Origin of the sequence: Micromonospora sp. NBC_01655, from assembly GCF_026339755.1 — a bacterium.
In the GTDB taxonomy this organism is placed as follows: Bacteria; Actinomycetota; Actinomycetes; order Mycobacteriales; family Micromonosporaceae; genus Micromonospora.
In genome coordinates this window covers 5749181-5772304 of record NZ_JAPEQF010000001.1, presented here as the reverse complement: position 1 = coordinate 5772304, position 23124 = coordinate 5749181, and the positions used below count along the sequence as shown (strand labels likewise).

Sequence of the window (23124 nt, the reverse complement as noted above, 5' to 3'; positions counted from 1 at the left end):
CTCTACGGCCTCTTCGTCGTGGTACCCCTGGTCACCGCCTTCTACTACGGGCTGTTCCGCTGGGAGGGCACCCGCCAGGCGGGCTTCGTCGGGTTCGGCAACTACCGGGAGATCCTCACCCGCTATCCGTTGAGCGAGGAGATAACCGCCGCGCTGGGGCACAACGTGCTCTTCTTCGTCGGCACCATGGCGATCCAGAACACCATCGGGCTGGGCCTGGCCGTACTCCTCCATCGAAACCCGTGGGGAAAGCGGTTGTTCCAGACCCTCTTCTCGCTTCCCTACCTGATCAGCCCGCTGATCGTCGGCTATATCTGGTCGCTCCTGCTGAGCCCCACCTTCGGCCCGATCAACCACGTGCTCAGAGCTGTCGGCCTGGACTCATGGGCCCGCCCGTGGCTCGGTGAGCCGGACGTCGCGCTGCCGGTACTGATCCTGGTCAACGCCTGGCAGTGGATCGGGGGGCCGCTGCTCATCTTCGGCGCCGCCCTGGCCGGTGTCCCCCGCGAGTTGGAGGAGGCGGCCGCCATCGACGGCGCGTCAGCCGCCCGGACCTTCTGGAGCGTCCGGTTCCCCCTTCTGATTCCGGCTGTCGGGGTGATCACCGTGTTGACGTTCATCGGGTGCTTCAACATCTTCGACCTCGTCTACGCGCTGGGCGGATCCGACGGCGGACCCGGAGGCGCCATGGACGTGCTGGGCCTGCTCTACTACCGGACCGCCTTCCAGGGCGGCAGCAACGCGATCGGAGAGTCCTCGGCGTTGGCCATGCTGATCTTCGTGCTCATCTTCGGGATCTCCGTCGCCCTGGAACGGGCGCTGCGCCGCCGGGAGGTCGCCTAGATGAACGCCCTGACGACCACCCCCCGTACGACGCCGGGAACCGCCAGCCGGTCCTCGGGACCGGACGGTGCCCGCCAGCGTTCGCTCCCCCGCGGCATCGGTGTCCAGGTCATTCTGTGGGCGTACGCCGGCATCGCCTTCGGCCCGCTGCTGCTGGTGCTGATCGGTTCGTTCCGTTCCAACTCGGAGATCCTTCGCGCTCCGGTCGGGTTGCCCGGTTCGCTTGACATGAGCAACTACATCCGCGCCTGGGAGACCGCGTCGATCTCGACGTACCTGATCAACTCCCTGGCGGTGACGGGCGCTTCGGTGGTGCTGTGTGTCGGCGTGTCGGCGCTGGCCGCCTACGCCCTGGCCAGGTGGAGATTCCGGGGACGCGCGCTGCTGGCGGCGTTCTTCCTGTCGGGTCTGATGATTCCCGCGAAGCTCGGCCTGCTGCCGGTGTTCTACATGTTCCAGTCGATGGGCCTGATCGACAGCCGGATCGGGCTGGTGCTGCTCTACGCGGCGAGCGGCGTCCCGTTCTCCGTCTTCGTGATCATGGGCTTCATGCGGGGGTTCCCCGGGGAACTGGAGGAGGCCGCGAGGATCGACGGAGCACACGAGGGACGCCTGTTCGTGTCGATCGTGCTGCCGCTGATGCGTCCGGCGCTCGCGGTGGTCACCGTCTTCCAGTTCGCGCCGACCTGGAACGACTTCTTCTATCCGCTGGTTCTGATGCGCAGCGGCGACAAGTACACGATCCCCGTCGGGCTGACCCGGTTCTTCGGTGAGTTCGCCGCCGATCGCGGCACCCTGTTCGCCGGGCTCGTGATCGCTCTGGTCCCGCTGGCCGTGGTGTTCGCACTGGCGACCAAGCAGATCGTCGCCGGCCTGACCGCCGGGATGTCCCGATGACAGCTACGATCACCATCGACGGCGGGAAATCACAGCTCAGGATGCTGCTGAGCACTCCAGAGGGTCGCCAGCTCGGGGTCGGGCCCGGCTTCGTCTACCGGCCCGGCGAGGACAGTGTCGCCCGGATCCTGGACTCCATCCGCGGCGCTGCGGACACCCTCACCCTCCCCGGCCAGGTGGCAGGGGTGCTCGCCGGGCTGACCGGCCTACCGGGGGAGCACGCCGAGCGTCGACGCCTCGCCTTCGCCATCACGAGGCTCCTCGGCGGTCCCGCCGCGGTCGTGGAGGACAGCGTCCTCGCCCACGCAGGCGCCCTCGGCGGTGCCGGCGTGGTCCTGTGCGTGGGAACCGGGACGACAGTCCTGGCGGTGGCCGCCGACGGAAACTACGCCCGGCTCGACGGGTGGGGTCCACATCTCGGGGACCGCGGCAGCGCGTTCGCCATCGGGCTGGCCGGGATGCGCGCCGCGACCGCGTCGTACGACCGGGTCGGGCCGAGGACCACGCTGGTCGACCGCCTCGTCGCGGCGCTCGGGGGTGGCGACCTGGCGGCGCTCCAGCGGTACTACCGGGACCCCGCCATGATCCCCCGCACGGCGGCCTTCGCCCTCGATGTTCTCGACGAGGCCGCCCAGGCCGACCCGGTGGCGAACCGCATCTGCGCCACGGCCGCGACTGATCTCGCTGACGCGGTGGAGGCGGCGACCGCCCGACTCCGCCTCAGCGGGGCGGAACGCCAGGTGTCGTACAGCGGACGGCTGCTGGCCCCGGGGAACGTTCTCCACCGGGCACTGTCCGCAGAACTCGACGCCAGGGGGCTGCCGCTGGTCAGCCCCAGGGCCGAGCCGCTTGAGGGCGGCCCCACGCTACTGCGCGGCGCCGGTCCCTACGCCCGCCTGCTGGCGGACCAGAACCCGGGTGGAGACGCGTGAGGGTCGGACACGGGACGGCCCGTTTCGCGGTCGTGCCCGGAGAACCCATGGGTGGTTACATCGACCGATCCCAGGGCGTCCAGGGCGTGCTCGACCCGCTCGAGGTCCACGTGGTGACCTTCGCCGACGACGGCCACCGGTTCGCGCTGGTGGTCGCGGACCTGATCTGCGTGAATGTCGACGTCGTCGACCGGATCCGGACCGCCATGCGGGGCATCGGTGTGTCGTCCTGCTGGGTCGCCGCCACGCACACGCACGCGAGCCCCGAGGCGGGCTGTTACCCCGGTGGTGGGGCCACCCCACGGCCCGTCGGCGACCGGCTCGTGGCCGCGTCACTCGGGGCCGCGCGCCAGGCCATGGCAGCCGAGCGGGCAGCCAGGCTCGGCGCCACCCGCACCCTGGTTCCCGGGCTCGCGGGTCGCCGAAACCTCGCGGACCCGCCACCGATGGACATTCCCGTCGACACCATCGTGGTCAGCGCGGGTACCGACGTGGTCGGCCTGATAGTGATCTCCCCGGTCCACCCGACCGTCCTGCCCGCCGACAACAACCAGGTGAGCGCGGACCTGAGCGGCGGCATCCGCCGGGCACTGTCCGCACCCGGCAGATGGGTGGTCGTCGCCACCGGCGCCGCCGGCGACATCAGTACCCGGCACACCCGCCAGGGACACGGGCGGCCCGAAGCGGACCGGCTCGGTGCCCGGGTGGCCAGCCGCGTGGAGCCGTCCCCACCTGCCGGCCACCACGCAGCGGTACCGGTGGTACGGCCACCGGTCTCGCGGAACGTCCGGCTACGGCCCAAACAGCCGGCAGAGCTCGACGTGCCCGACCGCCCGACCCCGCAGGTCGGAGACGATCGGATCCGCCTGGTCCTGCAACAGGGGCTGCGGATCGCGGAGGAGCAGGCCGCCCGCCAGCGCACCGAACCATATGTGGTCGAGGTCGCGGCGGTCGACCTCGACGGGGTCACGGTCGTCGCCGTGCCCGGCGAGTTGTTCCTGGAGCTGGGCGAAGCGATCCGCTCCGCGGCGGCGGACCAGGCTTCCGACGTCGTCGTCCTCGGCTACGCGAACGGCTACCTCGGCTACCTACCCGCCCGCGACACACCACCTTGCTACGAAACCTATGCCAGCCCGGTCAGCGCCGGCAGCGGCGAGATTCTCGTCGAGGCTGCCGTCGAGGCTGCCGTCGAGGCCGCCCGCGACCGTGACCGTTCCAGGAGGAACAGTGCCTGAACCCGCCTACGCCAACATCGCCCGAACCGCACTCGAACAGATCCTCGCCACCCAGCTCGGTGCCATCGAGTCGGCGGCCACCCTCGTTGCCGACGCGATCGCCGCAGGTGGTGTCCTGCAGGCGTTCGGGACCGGCCACTCGCGGATCGTCACCCTCGAACTCGCGGCGCGGGCCGGCGGTCTCGCGCCCGTCAGCATGCTGGCGGTCAAGGATCTCGTGATGTTCGGCGGCGCCGACCCGGGACCGATCCTCGACCCGACGTACGAGCGCGAGTCCGGCCTGGCCGAGCGGATCTACGCGCTCGCCGCGCCCGCCACGCGGGACGCCTTCCTGATCGTCTCCAACTCCGGCATCAACGCCGCCGTGACCGAGATGGCGGCGCTGGCCCGTGAGCGGGCGCATCCGATCATCGCCATCACCTCACTCGCGCACACCCGCTCCGCCGGGGCACGTACGACCCGGGGAGCCCATCTCGCCGACCTGGCTGATGTGGTGATCGACAACCAGGCCCCGGCCGGGGACGCGGCACTGGAGATCACCCCAGAGGTACGGATCGGGGCGGTCTCGTCGTTCACCGGGGTGCTCATCGCGCAGCTCCTCACCGAACTGGTCTGCCGCCGGCTGCTGGAGCGCGGCATCAACCCGCCGGTACATGTGTCCGCGAATCTCGCCTCGGGCGACGCGCGCAATGCCGCCCTTCTGGAGCGGTACCGCGATCGGGTCCGCCCGATCGAACCCTGACAGCAACTGCGTGGTCACGGAGGGGCGGGCATGCCGGAGGACCTGCCGGCGACGCCCCCCACGTCGGCTCGGCTGCTCATCGGGGGGCCGCGAGCGCGCGGAGGCCCGTCAGGTCGAGAACCGCGATCCGGCGGTACCCGGTGCGGATCAGTCTCTTTGCCCGCAGGGTCCGCAACGCCCGCTGGGTCGTGTCCGTCGCTGCTCCGACCAGGGTCGCGAGTTCGGCGTGGTTCAGGTCGACCCCGATGACGAGTTCGTCGTCGTCGGCCCGGCCGCAGTGCGCCGCGATGTCGGCGAGCACCCGGGCGAGCCTGACGTGCACCGGGTACGCGGCGAAGTCCACCCGACGGGTGTTCGCCCACCGTAGCCGCTCGCCCACGGTGGCCGTGACCTGTGCGGCCACCGTGGGATGGCAGCCGAGGTAGGCGAGGAAGTCCGCCTGCCTGATGACGGTGGACACCACGTCGCCGCACGCCGTCACGGTCGCGGTGCGACCCTGACCCGTCATGGCCCCGAACTCGCCGACGAGGTCGCCGGGCAGGCGGATCGCCAGCAGCCGCTCCGTCCCGTCCACGGCTGCGGTGACCTTGACGAAGCCGCGCCGGATCACCTCGACGTGGGTGTCCCGCGCCCCCTCGGTCAGCAGGCGCCGGCCGCCGGACACCGTTCGGGTGACGCCGAGGGCCAGCAGCTCCCGGCGTGTGCTGGAGGCGACCCGGTCCATGAACGACCCGGCGGACCAGGCTGCGTCGTCGTCCGGCGGTGCGGCAGACATGCGGTGTCCTCCCGATGTGTGGCGGGACAGATCCCGTCCTTTCCCGGAATACCGCTCGCCGGATGGGGATGCAATACCCGCATCGGACGGTCCGGCACGTCGAGGGGAGGGGACGTGGAGTCACATCGGGGGCGGTCCTGCCGCTGACAGCCTGTCGCACCTCAGCCCGCCGGTCACGGGACGCGCCCGACGACCGGCGGGCCGGCTGCGTGCGTCCGTCCGTCAGATGAGGGCGGGTGACGCAGGCCGGTGCGGCACGGATCGGAGGAGAGATGGCGACGACCGTCCGACCGCCCGGTCGAGCGGCCGGGCCCGCGGGCGCAGGCAGCCGGCGGGCGGCTGCGGGGCCGGGGTCACCGGCCGGCGGGCGGTGAGGCGGTGCGCCCCGACGATCCGACCAGCCCCGAACCCGCCCCGGTGCCTGGGAAGCTCTCGCCCGGGCAGCGGGAGAGCCTCCGGCGGCTCCTGGAGCGGGAGCTCATCGAGGCGTGGCGTGCCGCGAGGGCGGCGGGGGTGCCCCCGGCCGCCCTCGCGGCCCTGGTGACCGACCGGGCCCGGAGGCTCCGGCTACTGGTGGGCCGCACCGATGACGCGCAGCACCTCGTCGACGACGCGCCGGACGGCATCGGCGTCGGCGAGCAGGGTTGAGACCCACTCGTCGGGGCCCGGTGCGCCGTCGGGCGTCCGGTCGATCTCCTCGCTCCCGGTGCCCGTGCCGAAGACGGCGCCGAGGACCTCCACCACCGTGGCCACCGGGTCCGCTCCGGACCGCAGCCGTCGGCTGATCGCCGCCACGGCGGCGGACGCGAGGTCGGCCAACTGGGCCTCGGCGCGCTCCTGCGAGCCGACGGGCAGCAGTGGGCGGGGGTCCGCGACCCCGTCGCCCGGCGTGGCGAGGACCGGGGGGCGCTTGCCGCCGAGCGGACGCTCCACGTAGTCGGCGTACCAGCGCGGTCGCCGCCGCATGGCGGCCAGCACCCGGTCGACCTCCCGGGACACGGTCGGGCCGTCGCTGCCCGTCAGGTCGCCGGTCACCGACTCCCGCCGCTGCGCCCAACTGTCCAACGGCCAGAGCTGGGTGCCGGCGGTGGTGGCCACGCCGACCCAGGTGAGGATCTGCACGGCGAGGTCGGTCAGCCACGGGTCCCCGCCGAGTTCCGCGGCGAGCCACCCCGGCACCCGGGGGCGTTGCAGCGCGCCCCGGCGGCCGCGCCGGCGGCGGTGACCGTCGACGGTGGCGGCGGTGAGCCGGGCGGACACCCAGCGTTCCACGTCGATGATCGGCACCCTGGCGTTGGCGATCAGGTCGGTGACGACGGCCTCCACGTCGTCGTGGTAGCGGTCGAGGCAGTCGTCCGCGAGCATCTGGACCGCGCTCGCGCAGGCCCAGTGGCCCCGCCGGCGTTCGACCGGCCGGGTCACCCGGTTGAAGACGATCGGCCAGACGATGTCGTACGCGGCGCTGACGAGCCGGGCGCGGGCCGCGGGCGGCGCGGACGCCGCGCGGGCCGCCAGGTCTCCCCGGCGGGCCAGGTCGCGTAGCTCCCGCACCCCGGACCGTGGGCGAGCTGTCCCGCCCACCGCCACGGCATCGGCGGCGGCGCGTGGGGCTGGCAGTGCGGTCGTGCCATTCGCGTTCGTCATGACGCTCCTCCCGGAACAGGTACCGAGCTAGCGGGGTTGTGATCTGCAAATTGCAGATGGGTAAGGTTTTGCCGTTGATCGATACCAATGTGTCGGATGTGTGCACCGGGCGTTGCCCCCCGGCCGGTGGGGAGGCGGGTTCGTGGACCATGGACGGCGCTCCCGGACCGGTGGGGGCCGCCGCGACGTCCGGATTCGGCTGCGCCTGCCGGCCTTCCCGCCGCCCCGGCGTGTCCCCACGGGCGTCGGCGGTCCGATGTGGACACGACAGGTCGGCGGCCCGGGGCGGCGAACGGCCGGCGTGGCGGAACGCCTGCGGCGTCCGCCCGGGTGGCACCGACGATCTCCTCGCTCGAATACGACGTGACGCGCCCATACTCGTGCCGAGTACCGATCGGCACTGGCCAGACGATTGCCAATCTGCTGGCCAGATAAGGGTCGTGAAATGGACAGCCGGAGCCGGACGGGCCACGCCGCCGGCCGCGGACCGGTAGCCTCCCCACCGTCCTGACGGACCACCAGCAGAGAGGAGACGACCCTGCGTCCCGGGAGCGAACCCCGTCCCTCGTACGAGGACGGGCTCCGGCAGGAACTGCTCGAGCTGCGTCGGGGGCCCGGCCTGCAGAGCAGCCCCCTGCTGCGTCGCCTGGGGCCGCGACTGGCCGACCTGTGCGACATCTCGCCGGCGGAGCCGGACCCGGTGGTACGCGCGAAGGTGCGGGCCACCCTGCTGGCCCTGTCCGCCGACATGCCCACCGACCTGCGTCGGGCCCTCGTGCTGGCGTACGCGCTCGATCCCGAGCACTCCTACCTGCGGTTGGACCGGCGGACGGACCAACTGGCCCGCGAGCTGTCGTGCCAGCAGCGCACGGCGCGCCGCCGGATCGACGAGGCGGTGGCCCGGCTGGTGCGCGCCGCCGTCGCGGACGCCCCGTCCGACACGGGTCCGTCCTGGCACCTGCACGGCATGCACGCGCTGCTACGGCTCGACACGCCGTCACCCGAGCTCTACGAGACGCGGGACGTCGTGGCGATCCGGCCGGTCGGGGAGATCACCGTGCAGTTCAGCCTGCCCAGGCGGCCGGGCGACGACCGCCCGGAGCACGACGTCGCCGTCGACGTTCTCTACGGCGCCCGGATCCGGGAGGTGACCCGGCACAACGAGGGGCAGTTCTTCCGGCTCGTCCTCACCCTGCCCCGGATCCTGGCACCCGGAGAGCGGCACGAGCTGTGCCTGCACTACCGCATTCCGGCGGGCCAGCCGATCCGGGAGCACTACGTCTTCCAGCCGTTGGCGCCGTGCGCCCGCTGCACCGTGCGGCTGCGGTTCCCGCCCGGGGGCGGCCCCGCGCTGGTCTGGCGCCTGGACGGCGTGCCGCCGCGTTCCGTGGACGACCGCGCGCCGGGCGGGGACCGGCTCCGCCCGGACGGCGTCGGCGAGGTGTGGTCGAGCTTCGACGGCCCGCAACAGGGCTACGCGTACGGCGTGGCCTGGGCCGCCACGGGCGCGGACCGCTGACGGGGCGGCCGGGCGGCGACGACGTGCGGGCGGGACGGCGGCGCGGTCCGTCAGATAGGGACGTGGCGAGCTTCCCCACCCGGTCGCGGGCAGCCGGGTCCCGTACCCGAGACGTGGTCCGGCGGCCCACGCCACCGCCGAACCCGGCCGAGGGGACGACCCCCCGGTGAACCCCTTCGCGCTGTTCGAGGACGACACGGACGAGCCGGACGAGGTCGAGTTCGTCACCGACACGCACCGGCGCCGGTTCGTTGCCCTGCTGATCGACACCTCACGCTCGATGGGCGCCACCCAGAGCAACGGGGTGGTGGCCATCGACGCGCTCAACCGGGAGTTGTCCCGCTGGCTGCCGACGGTGCGCGCCGAGGGCCGCGGTCCGCTCCGGGACGTCGAGTTCGTGGTCATCACCTTCGGCGCGGGCGGGGTGGGCGTGGTGTCCGGCGACGGCACGCCGTCGGCCGAGGACGGCGGAGCCTTCGTACCCGCGTCGCGGCTGGAGCTGGCGCCGCTGGTGGCCGGGGGCGCGACGCCCATGGTGGAGGCGGTGGAGTTGGCGCTGTCACTCGTGGAGCGGCGGCGGCAGCACGTGCAGACGGTGCACGCCCAGCAGACCGGCGGCCCCCGGCTGATCCTGGTCAGCGACGGCGCGCCGACCGACGCGGAGGGCAACCCGACGGACGGCTGGCGGTCGCTCGCCCGACGGCTGGAACAGTGGCGCTCGACCGGGCGGATGCGGCTGTTCGCGTTCGGCGTGCCGGGCGTCGACGACGAGGTGATGCGGGCACTCGCCACCGCCAGCGGCTACTTCCCACTGGCGGACCTCGACCTGAGGAAGCTGCTCGACCTGATCCTCGTGGCCACGTCCGAACACGTCGACTTCGATCAGGTGCGCAGCCAGGTGTACGGGGACGAGTTCCGGTGAGGACGCGGTGGTCGGTCCTGGCCGGAAGCGTCGCGGGCGGGGCGCACGCCCGCGCCGGGGTGAGCGGCCAGGACGCGTACGCGGTGCGGGAGGTCGACGGGCTCCTGCTGCTCGTCGTCGCCGACGGGGCCGGCGGACGCCGCTGCGCCGCGGCCGGCGCGTCGTTGGTCGTCGCGCTGGCGACACAGGTGTTCGTCGCCCTCGTCCGGGACCGGCCGCCGGGGACCGCCGTCGCCTGGTCGGCCCTGCTGGACGCCGCGCGGGACCAGCTGTTCCGGCGGTTCCGGCGGGCGGCGCGGGCCCTGGCGCGGGCCGCCGGTGGGTTCCGTCCCGAGGATCTCGCCACGACGGTGACCGTGGTGGTCGCCCACCCGCCGTGGGTCGGCGTGCTCGCCGTCGGCGACGGTGTGGTCGTGGTCCGCACCGACGGCGACGACCTCGCCCTGCTGGCCGCCCCGCCGGACGTCGCCGGTCGGCCACCCGGCGCGACGGCGCTGCTGCCGACGGCACGGGCCGTGGCGGACACCCGCCGACTGGTCGCGCGGCTGCCCGATCTGACCGGGCTCGCCGTGTGCACCGACGGCCTGGACAGCCTCCTCGTCGAGTACGACGGGACCCGGCCCAGCAGGCCGGGCGCCGCCGCCTTCGGGCAGCTCTTCGCGCTGGCCGAGGTGGCCGACCCGGACCCGACGGCGCTGACCCGGCTGCTCTGCGGCCGGCGGGTCGGCGCGCTCACCGACGACGACCGGACCCTCGTGCTGGCGGTGCCCCGATGAGCCTCGACGTGTGGCTGATCGCCCCGGACGGCCGCCGGTCGGCCGCCACCCTGGGCGCGCCGGTCGGGTCGGCCGGCTCCCAGGGCCGGGTCTTCGGGCTGCGGGATCGGCCGGACACGGTGGTCAAGGTGCTGCACCGCGCGGACCGGGTGCACCTGGCCGACCGGCTGCGGATCATGCTCGCCGACCCGGCCGGATGGGCCGGGGGGGCCGGTCAGCCGCTGGTGGCCTGGCCGAGCGCCGCGGTGCACCGGCGCGACGACGGCCGGCTGCTCGGGTACGCCGCTCCCCGGCTCGCCCACCCGCGCTTCGTCCCGCTGCCGAGCCTGTTCAACCCGGCCGTCCGGGCCCGGATCCTGCCCGGCGCGACGTGGTCCTGGTGGCTGACCGTGGCGGAGGAGTTGGCACGTGTCGTGCACGTCGTGCACCAGCGCGGGCACGTGGTCGGCGACCTCGCACCGGCGAACGTCTTCGTCTCCGCGTCCGGGGGCGTCTGCCTCATCGACGCGGACGGCTGGCAGCTGCGCGACCCGGTGACCGGGGTGGACCTGACCTGCCCGTTCTCCCGGCCCGAGTACACGGCGCCCGAGCACCTGGCCGGGCCGTCGCGCAGCCGGGAGCCGGCCAGTGACCACTGGGCCCTGGCCGTGCTGGTGGCTCAGCTCACCTGTCTCGGCTTCCACCCCTTCGGGGGCGTGCCCCGCGAGACCGCCGGTCCGGTCGAGGAGGTCGACAACGTCCGGCTCCGCCGGTGCCGGCTGCTCGGCGCCGACGTCCGGGTGCCCGCCGCCGCCGTCCCGCCGGAGGCCCTGCCGGCGGTGCTACGCCGCCGGCTCGGCGATGCCCTCGACGCCGGGTACGCCGCGCCCGCCGCCCGTCCCGGCCCGCAGTCCTGGGCGGCGGCCCTCGCGTACGCCAGGGACAGCCTGGCGCCCTGCCCCGCGGTGGCGACCCACGTGTACCCGCGTGAGCGCCGTTGCTGCCCCTGGTGCCGGATGGTCGAGGCCGGGGCACCCGACCCGTTCCCCGGAGGTCAGCGATGACGACGACGATCGGGATCAGCCGGGTCGCCGACCGCACCGCCGTGCTCGGTCCCGGTCTGCGCGCGGTCGTCTGGGTCCGGGGCTGCCCGCTGCGCTGCGCGGGTTGCGTCGCGCCCGAGGACCTGCCCTTCACCGGCGGGACCACCCGCACCGTCGACGACCTGGCCGGCTGGCTCGGCGGCCTGCCGCCGGAGACCACCGGCGTGACGTTCTCCGGCGGCGAGCCGATGGCGCAGGCGGCGGGGCTCAGCGCGCTGGTGGACCGGATCCGGGCCGACCGCGACTGGTCGGTGATGTCGTTCAGCGGGTACCCGATCGAGCACCTGCGCCGGCACGGCGACTCGGACCAGCGGCGGCTGCTGGGGCAGCTCGACATCCTCGTGGACGGTCCCTACGTGGCGGCTCGCCACGCCGACCTGAGGTGGCGCGGCTCCGCGAACCAGCGGTTGCACTTCCTCACCGACCGGCACGCGCCGCCGGACCGGGACGTCTCGGCGGGGATCGAGCTGCACCTGACCGGCGACGGCGTCGAGTGGATCGGTGTTCCCCCGGTCGCCGACTTCCGCGCCGGGTTCGAGGCCGCCATGGCGGCCCGGGGAGTCGTGCTCGCGCCGTCCGGCGGTGCTGTGCCGCCGCCCGGCGATCCCGCGCCGACCGACGAGAGAGGCCGATGATGTCCGGAAGCCCGAAGTACACGACCGTCGCGCTCGACGCCGCCCGCCGGGCCCAGGTGGAGGCCGCCCGGCGGCGGCGCGAGGAGGAACGTCGGCGACGCCGGGAGGAGGCCCGCCGGCGGCGGCTCGACGCCGGCATCGCAGCCGCGACCGCGCGCAGGGACGCCCTGACGGCGCGGCTGCGCCACCTCGCCGACACGTCCCGGGCGCTGCCCCAGGGCGCCGAGGTGACCGCGGAGGCCGCCCGGGTCGCCGCGCTGCCCCGGCCCGCCGACGAGGCCGGGCTCACCCGGGCCAACGGGGAACTGCGTCGCGCGGAGCGCCGCGCGGACGCGTTGACCGCCGCCGTGGCGGGGGAGCTGACCCGCCGGGAGCACGGCCTTGCCCTGGACCTCGTCCTCGAACCGCTGCGCGAGCTGGTCGACGGCGAACGCCTCGACCCGGCCGGGCAGCGGGCCGTCGCGGCGCTGCGGGCCGAGGCGCAGGACCGTACCGGGGACACCCGGCGGTTCGCCGAGACCCACCGGCGGCTCGGCGAGGCCGTCGGGGCGCACCTGGAGACGGTCCGCGACCGGCAGGGCCACGTGCTGCGGCTGGCCACGGAGACCGACGAACTCGCCGGCCGGCTGACCGTCGTGCTGACCGACGCCGAGGCGGCGGGCGTCGCGGTGACCGAGGCGGCCGAGCTGCGCGCCGAGGTGGCCGACCTGCGCGGGGAACGGGACGCCGGGAACCTGAGCCGCTGGGAGCACCGGTTGGCCGGGCTGCGCCGCCGCGTCGAGGCCGTGACGGCCGACGTCGACGCCCGCCTCGACCGGCTGGAGCGGATGGCGGTCATCGTGGAGGCGGCCAGCGCCGCGCTGCCCGCCGCCGGCCTGCGGGTGGTGCCGGGCAGCCTGGCGGAGCGGGACGCCGCGGTGGTCTTCGTCGCCCAGCGCGCCGACGGTTCGGCCATCGAGCTCACCGTGCACGCCGATGACGGCCGGGGCAACCGGCTGGAGTACCGCGGCGACGGGGTCGACACGGTCGTGGAGACCTCGCCGGACGGCGCGAGTTCCCGCTGCGACCTGACCGAGGAACTGCTCGAACGCTTCCACGTCCAGCTCGGCCGGCAGGGCGTGGCCGCCGACGGCCTGTACTGGGAGGGCAAACCCGGCAGGCCCAGGCCACCCGCCCGGCAGGCCCAGGAGCGCGCCGGCCACGACGACCGGAGCCGGCAGTGAGCGACGCCTCGGCCGGTCGGCCCACGGCCCGTCCGGCCGCGGCCTGGCTGGAGCGGGTCACCGCGGAGATCGCCCGGGGCCGGCACGTGATCATCCACGGCAACGTCCGTGACCTGGTCCGCTGGGACCGGTCGTTCCAGCCGTTGCGTAACTCGGTCGCCGGGCTGCTGTCGGTCTTCGGCTACCAGCTGACCGGCTACTACGACCTGATCGACGGGTTGAGCTTCGCGGGCCCGGACGACGAGCGGGAGTTCCAGCGGCTGACCGCCGCGGGCGGCGAGCGGCCCGCAGCGCCCGAGCCGCCAACGTCGACCGGCCGGGCCGGCGCGGTCCGGAACCGGTTCGCCGCCGCGCTGCGCGACGCCCCGGCGCCGACGTTGAGCAACCCGTACGACGCGCTGGCCGCGATCCGCGCGGTGCTGCGGCAGGGCGCCACCTCGTCGGCGTTCATCGTCGACCTGGTCGATCTGATGCTCGCGCCGCCCGACCGCGGCGGGGACGCCGAGCGCCGCCTGTTGGGCACCATGGCAAAGGCGATGACCGAGGCGGCCCAGAACGGCCCGGTGCGCAATCTGCTCGTGCTGGTCGCCGACGACCTGGGCACCCTGCCGGCCTGGCTCTACCGGGACCGCCCGTACGTCCAGGTGATCGAGGCGGCGCTGCCGACCTTCGACGAGCGGCACGTGTACCTGCACCAGCAGGCCCGCCACTTCCACCAGGCGGCCGACGCCCGGCGGGCCTCCGACGACCTGAGGGTGCTGGCCAACCTCAGCGAGGGCATGGCGATCACCGAGCTGGACGGCCTGTGGCGGATGAGCAAGCTCCAGCGCATCCCGCTGGACGAGCCCCGGACGCTGATGAAACGCACCCTCTTCGGCCCCCGGCGCGACCCCTGGCGCCAGGTCCGGGACCGGCTCACCCGGTTCGCCCCCGCGGTCGAGGACCGGGTCGTCGGCCAGCCCGTCGCGGTCGAACGGGTCCGCCGGGCCCTGACGGCCGCCACCGTCGGCATCGACTTCGTGGCCGACCCGCACAGCTCCGAGTCGCGTCCCAAGGGCATCTTCTTCTTCGTCGGGCCCACCGGCGTCGGCAAGACGGAACTCGCCCGGGCCCTGAGCGAGTTCGTCTTCGACGACGAGACCGCGCTGGCCCGGTTCGACATGTCGACGTTCGCCGAGCCGCACTCCGCGGAACGGCTGACCGGAGCGCCGCCCGGGTACGTCGGCCACGAACGCGGCGGGGAGCTGACGAACCGGGTGAGCCAGCGCCCGTTCAGCGTGCTGCTCTTCGACGAGATCGAGAAGGCACACGCCTCGGTGTTCGACAAGTTCCTCCAGGTGCTCGACGACGGTCGGCTCACCGACGCGTTGGGCAACACCGCCTACTTCTCCGAGACGATCATCATCTTCACGTCGAACCTGGGGGCCGCCGAGACGTACGGCTGGCTGGACGGCGGTGAACTGCCCGACTACGACACGGTCACCGCGCACTTCGAACGCGCCGTGCGCGAGCACTTCACCACCAGGCTCGGGCGGCCTGAGCTGCTCGGCCGGCTGGGCGGCGGGATCACCGTCTTCGACATCCTGCGACCGGAGTTCGTCGATCGCATCGTCCGCAAGCTGCTGGCGCAGCTCACCGCCAGCGCCGGCCGGCAGGGCGTGCGGCTGACCGTCGACGAGGAGGCCGTCGTGCTGCGGGTGCAGGAGGTGATGCGCCGGCCGGAGGCGCTGCGGCTCGGGGTGCGCAGCATCCGCGACGTCCTGGACCGCCTGGTGCGGGACCCCCTGGTGGGGCACGTCTTCGACCATCCCGGGCAGGTGTCCCTGCACCTGTCGGTCGGGCCGCGCGGCACGGTGATCCGGGCCGCCTGACCTCGCCCGGTGGCTACGACCGCGCTGAGTCGCCGCCGTCGCGCAGCGGTGCCCAGAGCTGGGCGATGACGTGCGCGCCGCGCTGCCAGGCCGCGCCGACGACGCCGGTCAGGCCGTCCGAGAGCAGGCCGGCGACCAGCACGCCGGCCAGGGCGACGAGGATCGTCAGCCGCGCGGCGCGGTGGGCCGGTGGGAGCTGCTGCCGTCCGCCGTCAGTCAAGGCCGCCCCATTCCCGCGCCAGGATCCAACTCGCCGGCCCGTAACCGCCCTCCCGGCCCGGACATCGACCGGAGACCAGGAAGAAGCGCACCTCGCCGAAGTCGCGCTCGGCTGCCAGGACCAGGTTGTGCAGCCCGTTGTCCACCAGCCACGCCCGCACCCCGTCCGGTTCCCCCGGGCCGGCCGACAGCTCCCCGAGCAGGTCCGCCTTGGACACGACGAACGCCAGCCGGCGGCTTCGGGTGCGGACCCCGTACTCCTGCAACCGCTGCACGGTGGCGTTGTACGCGTCCTGCGGGTCGTGCGTCGCCGGGTTCGCCGCGGCGAAGACGTGCGGCGCGCCCTCGGCGTACTCGTCGCGCACCCGTTCTACCGAGAACGGGTCGAGGACGTAGATCAGCGAGCGGGCGTGGTCGAGGTAGGCCAGCCGGGCGTTCTGCTCCCGGTCGACGAGGTTCTCGCCCGCCGCGTCGAAGAGGTGTACCAGCACGACCCGCGACCGCAGGGCCAGCCGGAGCGTGACGGCGACGGGCGGGCCACCGGCATCCGTCTTCGCCGGTGACCCGCCGTCCCGCATGAGCCGGGCGTACATCTCGTGCCGCTGCCGGTCGCGCTCGTCGGGGAGGGACACCTCGGCACCGGCGTCCTGCCCGCCGTGGTGCAGCCCGACCAGCGCCGACATGATCAGCTGGGTCTTGCCGGCCGACGCGGGGCCGAACACGGGCATCCGGACGTCGGTGACCACTCCGGCGCCCGGCAGCAGGGCCTCCCCGCAGCTCGGGCAGTGGGCCTCCAGCCGGCGGCTGGAGGCGGCACGCAGGACGGTGGTCGGCAGCCGCCAGCCGCAGCCGCAGCGCCGCCACAGCACGCCGAGCCGGCCCGGCCGCAGGTCCCGGTGCAGGTCGTCGCCCGCCAGCCGGTCACTGGTCGGGTGCGGCCCGAGGCAGCGGTACGCGGGCACGACCGCCAGCTGGTAGCAGTGCCGGCAACTGGCCCGGGAGTGCCGCACTGCCTGCCAGCCCGCGTCCGCCCCCCGCAGCAGCCGGACCGCTGCCCCGCCGACCAGCCAGGCAGCCGCCGTGAGACCCGCCGTGACCAGCGCGACGCCCAGGACCCCGGCGGCGGCGCCCAGCGACACGCCGAGCTGGCCGGCGACGACCGGTACGTACAACGGCCACCAGGCCCGGTGGGCCCGCGCCCACGCCGCCGGCCGGGTCCAGACCCGACCGGTGATCGCGAGGGTCTGGTCCGCCACGGCGTGGACGTCGAGCAGCACCTGGGCGGCGAAGTACTGTGGCCAGGCCCGGTCGCGGCGGACGAAGGCCGGCGCCACCCGCCCCGGCAGGGCGCCCTGGCGGACCTGCTCGGGGGTGCGCACCGGGGCCCAGGACGCCCGGCCGAGCAGGACGACGCCGGCGAGCCCGAGCGCCAGGGCCAGGCCGCCGACCAGTCCGGCGCCCGCCGCGACGATGGCCAGCGGTGCGGAGACGAACACCAGGCACGCCACGCAGGCCGCCACGTAGATGAAGAGCCAGATGTACGGCATCGGTCACCGGCGCCCGAACGGGTGGGTCAGCCGGTAGCGCCGGCGCCGGTGGCGGTACGCCTCGGCGTGTCGCTGCCAGCCGTCCCGCCAGGCGCTGTCGAGTTGGCCGAAGTGCCGGCCGGCACGTTCGATCTGCTCGTCCTGGGCCCGGGTCAGCCAGTGCCCGAGGGCTCGTTCGAGCAGCGTCGCCTGTGGGGCCGCGGGCGGACCCGCGCCCGCGAGCAGGTAGTAGGACAGGACGGCGGGCGGCACGGCGTCCTCGTGGTGCAGCGTCTCGGCCAGCCGGGTGACGAGGGGCACCAGCAGGGTCGGGTGCCGGTCGAGCACCGCGTCCAGGGGCTGGAAGGCGACCAGCCGCGCCAGCACCGAGGCGACGTCGGCCTGCCGCATCTCCACGAGGCGGGGCGAGCACCCGCGCAGGCGCCGCAGCAGCGTCGCGGCGCGCTCACCGTCCGGGACCCGGCGCAACTCGGCGACGACGGCGGTCAGGGTGTCGTCGTCCTCCAGTTCCCCGCGCACCTGCGGGGTGGCCGTCATCAGCCCCTGGGCGAGCAGCGCCCGGCAGAGGTCGAGCAGCCGTGGGGTCGGCGGCGCGCTGCCGGTGACCTGCGCGACGAGCCGCCGGAACACCCACGCGCCCGGCCGGGCGCCCGCCGGCGCGAGGTCCCGCACCAGTTCCAGCTCGGCGGTCGTGGGCGGGGCCTGGCCCCACAACGCCCCCACCGTCCAGGAGAACCACCCGGGGTCGTGCCGGGCCTCGCGGAGGTGGCGCTCGACGACGGTGGCCCGGTTCTCGCCGCGTCGTACCGTCGCGCCCAGCACCGCCTCCGCCAGTTGCGGCGGCAACGTGCCGACGTGGGGGAGCAGCGGCTCCCGCCAGGTGTCGCCGATCTCGGCCTGGGCCGCCTCGCCGAGCAGGGCGCGTTCGCCCAGCAGGGCGATGAGCCGGTCGTGCAGCATGCCGGCGCACGGCCAGCCGCGAGGGCGGACCGCCCGGGGATGGTCCGCCCAGTACCCGACGAACGGCTCGGCGGCGTCCTGGATGTCGTCCCACCGCACGTCGACGCGGAACCGGGTGGCCACCCGCAGCAGGGCGGCGAACCGCAGCGGCGGCACCCCCGAGGTGAGGGCCTCGGTGAGGATCTGCCGAGCCTGGTCGTCGTGGTCCGCGTTCCACTCGCCGTTCGGCAGCGCGGGCAGTGGCCGATCCGTCACCACGCCCCGGGTCCGGGCGGCCTCGACCTCGCTGATCATGAGAGCGAGCCGGACCTCGGCGGCCCGACCGGGCACGAGGCCGTCGCAGCCGACCTCGTCGAGCAGCACCAGCACCTCCTGCGGCCACCGCTCGGGGGTCTCGGCGAACAGGTCGGCGACGTCGACGCCGTACGCGCGGCGCATCCCCGCCGGCCCGGTGCGCAACCAGCCCACGATGGCCTCGGCGTGCCGGGGGTCCGGTCGGCGGTGCAGGATGGCGGCCAGCCCGAGCGCGGCGGCGGCCTCGTCCGGCTGCCCGCCGCCGCCGGTGATCCCGGACTCGGTCGCGACGTGCAGGGCGTCCACCACGTCCCGGGGGTCCTCCGTCAGGAACAGGTCCACCCAGCGGCGGGCGGCGGCGGTCGGCGCGACCGGGGTGTGCGCGTGCCGGCAGAGGTCGAACACCACGTAGCCGAGTTCGTTGTCGACCCGGCCGGCCGAGCCGGCGAACTCCGGCAGCACCGCGACGATCGGCAGCGCGGAACGCGCCGGGTCGGTCGAGAACACCTTGAACCCCAACTCCAGCGCCCGCTCACGCGGCACGAGGAGGGTACCCGCGACGATCCACGACACGACCGACGCCGCGTCGTCGCCGACGAAGAGGACCCGGCGCCGGCCGGGCTGCCCGGCCTCGCCGAGGGCGCAGACCAGGGCGAGCAGCGTCACCGGCCCGTCCGGCTGGGCGAGCACGAAGTCCCGCGCGTGGGCGGGGGAGAGGGCGGCCCCCACCCCGTCGGTGAGCTCCACCGGCGCGCTGCGGGTCGTCGGCGCCAGCTCGGTCGACCAGAACGGCGCGCGGAACAGCTGCGCCGGCCGCAGGTCGTCGTAGCTGGCGGGGTCGGTGGTGACGATGGCGTGGGTGAGCTGGTTGCCCTCCCGGGTGCCGTTGGCCTCGCGACCCAGGTAGACCCCCGACGCCGTGGCCAGGAGGCCGCCGGACCGGATGTGCGCGAACGAGGGCGGGTACTGCGCGACGGGCCGTCGGTCGGCCATCCACGGCGACGGCGGCTCGTAGAGCAGGTTGTTTCTGACCAGGTCCTCCCCCGCGGCGGCCTCGTCGGAGGACCGGGCCTGGAACTGCAACCCCGCGCCGCCCTTGAGCCCCTGCCCCGGGCGGCAGTCGGTGTAGACCAACGTCTCGAACCGACCTGTCATCGGGCGGTCCTGGTGCGCGGCACCACGTTGAACTCGCTGAGCAGCCACAGCAGCGGCTCGTCCACCCGGAACGGCTGGACCCCGCGCGCGTCGACCCTGTTCTCGTCGTAGTCCGGCTCGGCCCCGAGGGCCGAGACGGTGAAGTAACGGAAGTTGCGGTAGTTGAGGGTGAGGTGGGTGTCGATGTCGTCCGCCCCCCATTCGTGCAGCAACGCGCGGACGTGCTCGTGGGTGACCCGCCCGGCCTGCTCGTCGTAGCGGGGACCGGGCACCGGACGGCGGACCAGGGGATGGTCCGGGCCCAGCACGTCGAAGAACGCGTCGATCTTCGCGAACGCCACCGCCACCGGGATCGTGATGTTCCGGCGGCCACCGAGCCGGTGGCTGATCCGCAGGTTCTCGGTCACCCGGCTGACCACGTCGACGGTGCTGGCGTGCGTGTCGACCGCCGACGCCGGCAGCCGGATCCGGTCCCGCGCCTGCGGGATCATGAACGGGTCGAGCAGCAGGATGAGGGCGTCGGCCGCGCCGAGGTAGCGCAGGTTGTCGACCGTGTCCTGGTCGATCAGGTCCTCCCCGGCGGTGTCGAAGAAGGACAGGAAGGTGGTCTCGTAGCCGGTGATCCCGCGGTTCTGTCGCCAGGCGAACACGATCGGCTCGCGCCGGCCGAACTCCGCCTGGCCGGTGCGCTGGTAGAGCCCGCCGTCGGGGAAGAGCTCGCCGGCCGGGTCGAGGAAGTCCCGGCCGCCGCCGGTCTCGGCCCGGAACTGGCTGTCGCCGACGAGCCGGACGTCGGCGCCGAAGCGCTGCCCCATGCCGTGTCGCAACTGGTACGACAGCACCTTGAGGTACACGCTCTTGCCGGTGTGCCGCGCGCCCGCCATGGCGATGAGCGGGCTGCGCCCCTCGCCGAACGTCGCCGGCAGCCGGCTGTGGCAGGTCGGGCAGACCTTCACCGCGGACTCGGCGCCGCAGTGCGGGCACGTCGAGGCGGTCACCGCCCGCAGGGCGCGACGGGGCCCCGGGAACGACGGCAGCACCAGTTCCTTGATGCCGATCTCCCGGTCCCTGGCCTCGTCCCACTGGGGCTTGCAGGGGTCGTTGCCCGGCGACCGGCGCCCCGTGCACCGGAACCACGGCGCCCGCAGGTCGATCTTGGCGTAGCAGTACGGGCAGGAGGGGGTGGTCATGTCAGGACACCTTCATCTCGTGGATCGGGTCGGTGACCCGGGCCCCGCTGGGCTGGATCACGAAGCACCGCAGCCAGTACGGCCTGGCCAGGCCGGAGGGCATCGCGAAGGGCATCTGCCACGGCGCGTCCGGCTGGAGGCAGAGACCGGTCACCCGGGCCACCACGGTGCCCTGCTCCGGTCGTACCGGCATGGCCAGGCCGGACGCGGCCACGAGGATCAGCTCTACCCCCTCGCACGGCTGGTCGACGTCGACGCTCAGCAGCCGCTTGCGGCTGAAGGGCCCGCCGGTGCGCTGGAGGTGGTACCCGATCGCCACGGGAACGCGGTCGACCGGCACGGACTCGGGCACGGAGAACGTCTCCCCGGCCGGGCCGCGCTCGACCGTCCGGACGGAGACCCGGCCGCCGGCGGAGGGGACCGGGATGCGGCAGCCCGACTCGGTGAACTGCCCACGGGTCAGTCGCCGGACCACCGGCGGGCCGTGCGGCGCCGTGAACGTGACCTCTGCCAGGTTCACCGAGGACGGCCACACCCAGGCGACGTTGACCTCGTCCCCGGTGCGGCGGGCGACGAGCTGCCGGACCGGTTCGGTCACCCCGAGCAGGACCGGCTCGCCCACCACGGCGGTACCGGTCGCCGCGTCGACGGTGAACGGCACGTACACGAACCGCCCGCTCGGGACGGTCACCTCCAGCAGGGTCTCCGCCCCCTGCTCCAGCCGGTCGCTGACCAGCGCCTCGCCGTACCCCTCCAGCTCCTCGCGGCGGATCCGCGCTCCCGCCGACCACGACGGGGGCAGCTCCGACCTGCGGACCGACACCGTGCCACCGGTGGGGGTGAGCCAGGCGAGGTGGACGGTCGCGGTCTGCGCGTCGACCGCGGTGACGTGGGCCCGCAGCCGCTCCACGTGCGGCGGGGCCGTGTCGCGCAGCGCCGCGTGGGCCACCACGAGCGGCGAGGCGACCTCCTCGCCGTGTTCGTCGCGGTACACCGTGACGATGCCGTAGTACCGGTCGGTCCTGCCGTCGCCGGTGTCGTCCGAGAGGCCGGTGCGGCCCGCGGCCACCGGCTCCCCGTCCTGCGGGGAGACCGGCGGCCGGCCGAGGGTGCGCCGCACCCGCACGCCCGCCGCGGCCGGGTGCGCCCGCCAGGCGCAGGAGATCTCGTCGGGGCGCACCCACACCTGCACGGCCACCACGGGCGGCACCACCAGGGTCCGCACCGTCGCCGGTCGGGACCAGTCCCCGCCGGTGCTGGCGAAGACGCCGTAGTGCAGGGGCCGGGCGGGCGGCGGGGCCCCGTCCGTCGCTTCCGTCAGGGGGCCCTCGGCGACCACCTCGCCGTCCGCGGACGAGCGGGGCGGCCGGTCGGCGCGGACCACCCGGTAGCGCACCTCCGCCGCCGGGGTGGGCGGCGCCGTCCAGGTCAGGCGGACACCGGTGTCCACGGCCCGCGCCGACAGGTCGCGCGGGGGCGGCGGCGCGAGCGCGCCCAGCCGGTCGGCGAGACCGTCGTCGTCACCGGCGATGCGCAGGGCCGAGCGCAGCAGTCGGGCCGCCTCCTCCTCGCGTTCCGTGCGGGCCGCCTCGTCGGCCGCCCGCCGTAGCGCCTCGACCTCGCCCAGCAGGGCGTCGACCTGACCGCGCAGCTCGTCGCGGTGCGGGTCGTCGGCCGGCAGCACCGCCAGGGCCTGCCGGGCCGCGAGAAGCCGCCCGTCGGCGACCAGGTCACGGATCCTGTCCGCCGGGCTGGCCTCGGGGTCCGCGTCGACCGGCAGGCTGGCGACCACCGACTGGGCGTCGCCCTGCGCCAACCCGGCGTCGGTGGCGATCGGCACCAGCATGCCGTCCGCGATTCCCCTGGCCCGTCCGGCCCGGAGCCGCTCGACGACCTGGAACACCGCGAGCGCCCGCAGGTCCACGCCGTCGCTGACGGCCCGCTCCAGCAGACCCAGGGCCTCCTTGCGGGTCCGGACCGCGGTGGTGTCGGCCAACCGGTTCGCCTCCTCCGCGCGGGCGCGCACCGTGGCCGCGTCGAGCGCCACCGCGTCCGGGCCGAGCAGCCGGAACGGCGCGCCGTCGGGGTGCACCACCTGGACGACGGTGGGCGCGCCGATCAGGTCCTGGAGCCGGACCAGCGCGCGGTACGCCGTGCGTTCCATGCCGGAGCCGGTCGGCAGCTCGACCGGATCCACCACCGCCAGGCCGGCGCGCCGGACCGCCTCGTCGACCTGACCCGGGTCCAGGCCCGGCCAGTGCCCGGCGATCTCCTTGAGCTGGCCCTGGGTGATCCGGCCCAGCGCGCCGTACGCCCGGGCGAGGTCCCGGGCGAAGCGCTCGGACTCGGCGCGGGACCCGCGGTCGTGCTCCTCGATCCGCTCCCGCCACCACCGTGGCTCGAACATGTCCTCGCCGTGCTCGGCGCGCAGTTGCTCGTCCCGACTGAACAGCTGCGCGCAGACCCGGGCCCCCGCGTCGACGCCGCCGGAACGCTGGTTCCACAGCCGCCGGATCGTTGTCAGGTGCTCGCAGAGCTGTGCCCGTGACATGTCCGGGGTGACCGCGTAGTGCCGGGCCAGGTCCGTGGGCGATAGCCCGCCGGGCCGGTCGCGCAGCGGCATGATCACGTCCCGCAGGTACGCGCGCTGGTCGAACGCCATC

Annotated in this window: 20 protein-coding genes; 13 read left to right on the top strand and 7 right to left on the bottom strand. The window is 74.5% G+C overall.

Going from position 1 to position 23124, the window contains the following annotated elements; genetic code table 11:
* Positions 1-18 precede the first annotated feature (18 nt).
* From OOK41_RS25315 to OOK41_RS25295, 5 genes are read left to right on the top strand one after another with little or no spacing between them, the layout of a single operon-like run.
* Positions 19-843 carry a carbohydrate ABC transporter permease gene (locus OOK41_RS25315; RefSeq protein WP_243640072.1) on the top strand — a complete coding sequence of 275 codons (825 nt, stop codon included), beginning with the start codon at positions 19-21 and terminating at the stop codon, positions 841-843.
* The gene (locus tag OOK41_RS25310; RefSeq protein WP_117671994.1) at positions 844-1740 is read left to right on the top strand and encodes a carbohydrate ABC transporter permease; all 897 of its coding nucleotides are present in this window, start codon (positions 844-846) and stop codon (positions 1738-1740) included.
* Entirely contained in the window at positions 1737-2672 is a 936-nt protein-coding gene (locus OOK41_RS25305; protein WP_266266962.1) for a BadF/BadG/BcrA/BcrD ATPase family protein, read from the top strand. Before OOK41_RS25310 ends, OOK41_RS25305 begins: the two co-directional genes overlap by 4 nt.
* Positions 2673-2719: 47 nt before the next feature.
* Complete coding sequence (locus tag OOK41_RS25300) at positions 2720-3907, top strand: hypothetical protein (protein WP_266266961.1); 1188 nt, start codon at positions 2720-2722, stop codon at positions 3905-3907.
* Positions 3900-4649 carry a sugar isomerase domain-containing protein gene (locus OOK41_RS25295; RefSeq protein ID WP_207892880.1) on the top strand — a complete coding sequence of 250 codons (750 nt, stop codon included), beginning with the start codon at positions 3900-3902 and terminating at the stop codon, positions 4647-4649. The genes OOK41_RS25300 and OOK41_RS25295 overlap by 8 nt, the downstream gene beginning before the upstream one ends.
* A 76-nt stretch (positions 4650-4725) precedes the next feature.
* Here the strand turns inward: OOK41_RS25295 and OOK41_RS25290 are convergent, their stop codons facing one another.
* Positions 4726-5424, bottom strand: coding sequence for a Crp/Fnr family transcriptional regulator (locus OOK41_RS25290; RefSeq protein ID WP_117672002.1), 699 nt, complete (start codon positions 5422-5424; stop codon positions 4726-4728).
* Positions 5425-5802: 378 nt separating this feature from the next.
* Here OOK41_RS25290 and OOK41_RS25285 point away from each other — a divergent pair, with 378 nt between their 5' ends.
* A complete protein-coding gene (locus OOK41_RS25285) occupies positions 5803-6072 on the top strand; it encodes a hypothetical protein (RefSeq protein WP_266266960.1) in 270 nt (89 codons plus the stop codon).
* Here OOK41_RS25285 and OOK41_RS25280 read toward each other — a convergent pair.
* Complete coding sequence (locus OOK41_RS25280; protein WP_207892881.1) at positions 5992-7068, bottom strand: hypothetical protein; 1077 nt, start codon at positions 7066-7068, stop codon at positions 5992-5994. The genes OOK41_RS25285 and OOK41_RS25280 overlap by 81 nt on opposite strands.
* Before the next feature lie 700 nt (positions 7069-7768).
* Between OOK41_RS25280 and OOK41_RS25275 the strand changes: the two genes are divergently transcribed.
* The 7 genes from OOK41_RS25275 to OOK41_RS25245 all read left to right on the top strand — a co-directional run bounded on the left by OOK41_RS25275 (position 7769) and on the right by OOK41_RS25245 (position 15096).
* Positions 7769-8587: a hypothetical protein gene (locus OOK41_RS25275; protein WP_266266959.1), complete on the top strand. Its 819-nt coding sequence runs from the start codon at positions 7769-7771 to the stop codon at positions 8585-8587.
* Positions 8588-8753: 166 nt separating this feature from the next.
* The gene (locus tag OOK41_RS25270; RefSeq protein WP_266266958.1) at positions 8754-9509 is read left to right on the top strand and encodes a hypothetical protein; all 756 of its coding nucleotides are present in this window, start codon (positions 8754-8756) and stop codon (positions 9507-9509) included.
* Positions 9506-10285 (top strand): protein phosphatase 2C domain-containing protein, encoded by a 780-nt coding sequence (locus OOK41_RS25265; protein ID WP_266266957.1) that lies wholly within the window; start codon positions 9506-9508, stop codon positions 10283-10285. Before OOK41_RS25270 ends, OOK41_RS25265 begins: the two co-directional genes overlap by 4 nt.
* On the top strand, positions 10282-11328 hold the full coding sequence (locus OOK41_RS25260; protein WP_266266956.1) for a hypothetical protein: 1047 nt from the start codon (positions 10282-10284) through the stop codon (positions 11326-11328). The genes OOK41_RS25265 and OOK41_RS25260 overlap by 4 nt, the downstream gene beginning before the upstream one ends.
* Positions 11325-12002 carry a 4Fe-4S single cluster domain-containing protein gene (locus tag OOK41_RS25255; protein WP_266266955.1) on the top strand — a complete coding sequence of 226 codons (678 nt, stop codon included), beginning with the start codon at positions 11325-11327 and terminating at the stop codon, positions 12000-12002. Before OOK41_RS25260 ends, OOK41_RS25255 begins: the two co-directional genes overlap by 4 nt.
* Complete coding sequence (locus OOK41_RS25250; protein WP_266266954.1) at positions 12002-13225, top strand: hypothetical protein; 1224 nt, start codon at positions 12002-12004, stop codon at positions 13223-13225. The genes OOK41_RS25255 and OOK41_RS25250 overlap by 1 nt, the downstream gene beginning before the upstream one ends.
* A complete protein-coding gene (locus OOK41_RS25245; protein ID WP_266266953.1) occupies positions 13222-15096 on the top strand; it encodes an AAA family ATPase in 1875 nt (624 codons plus the stop codon). The genes OOK41_RS25250 and OOK41_RS25245 overlap by 4 nt, the downstream gene beginning before the upstream one ends.
* A 13-nt stretch (positions 15097-15109) precedes the next feature.
* Here OOK41_RS25245 and OOK41_RS25240 read toward each other — a convergent pair whose 3' ends face one another.
* Genes OOK41_RS25240 through OOK41_RS25220 form a run of 5 tightly spaced genes read right to left on the bottom strand, consistent with a single transcriptional unit; the run spans position 15110 to position 23123 of the window.
* Positions 15110-15316: a hypothetical protein gene (locus tag OOK41_RS25240; RefSeq protein ID WP_266266952.1), complete on the bottom strand. Its 207-nt coding sequence runs from the start codon at positions 15314-15316 to the stop codon at positions 15110-15112.
* Complete coding sequence (locus OOK41_RS25235; RefSeq protein ID WP_266266951.1) at positions 15309-16862, bottom strand: hypothetical protein; 1554 nt, start codon at positions 16860-16862, stop codon at positions 15309-15311. Before OOK41_RS25235 ends, OOK41_RS25240 begins: the two co-directional genes overlap by 8 nt.
* A 3-nt stretch (positions 16863-16865) precedes the next feature.
* Entirely contained in the window at positions 16866-19271 is a 2406-nt protein-coding gene (locus OOK41_RS25230) for a GTPase-associated protein 1-related protein (protein ID WP_266266950.1), read from the bottom strand.
* Positions 19268-20461, bottom strand: coding sequence for a hypothetical protein (locus OOK41_RS25225; protein WP_207892882.1), 1194 nt, complete (start codon positions 20459-20461; stop codon positions 19268-19270). The genes OOK41_RS25230 and OOK41_RS25225 overlap by 4 nt, the downstream gene beginning before the upstream one ends.
* Before the next feature lies 1 nt (position 20462).
* Complete coding sequence (locus tag OOK41_RS25220; protein ID WP_266266949.1) at positions 20463-23123, bottom strand: fibronectin type III domain-containing protein; 2661 nt, start codon at positions 23121-23123, stop codon at positions 20463-20465.
* Position 23124 lies beyond the last annotated feature (1 nt).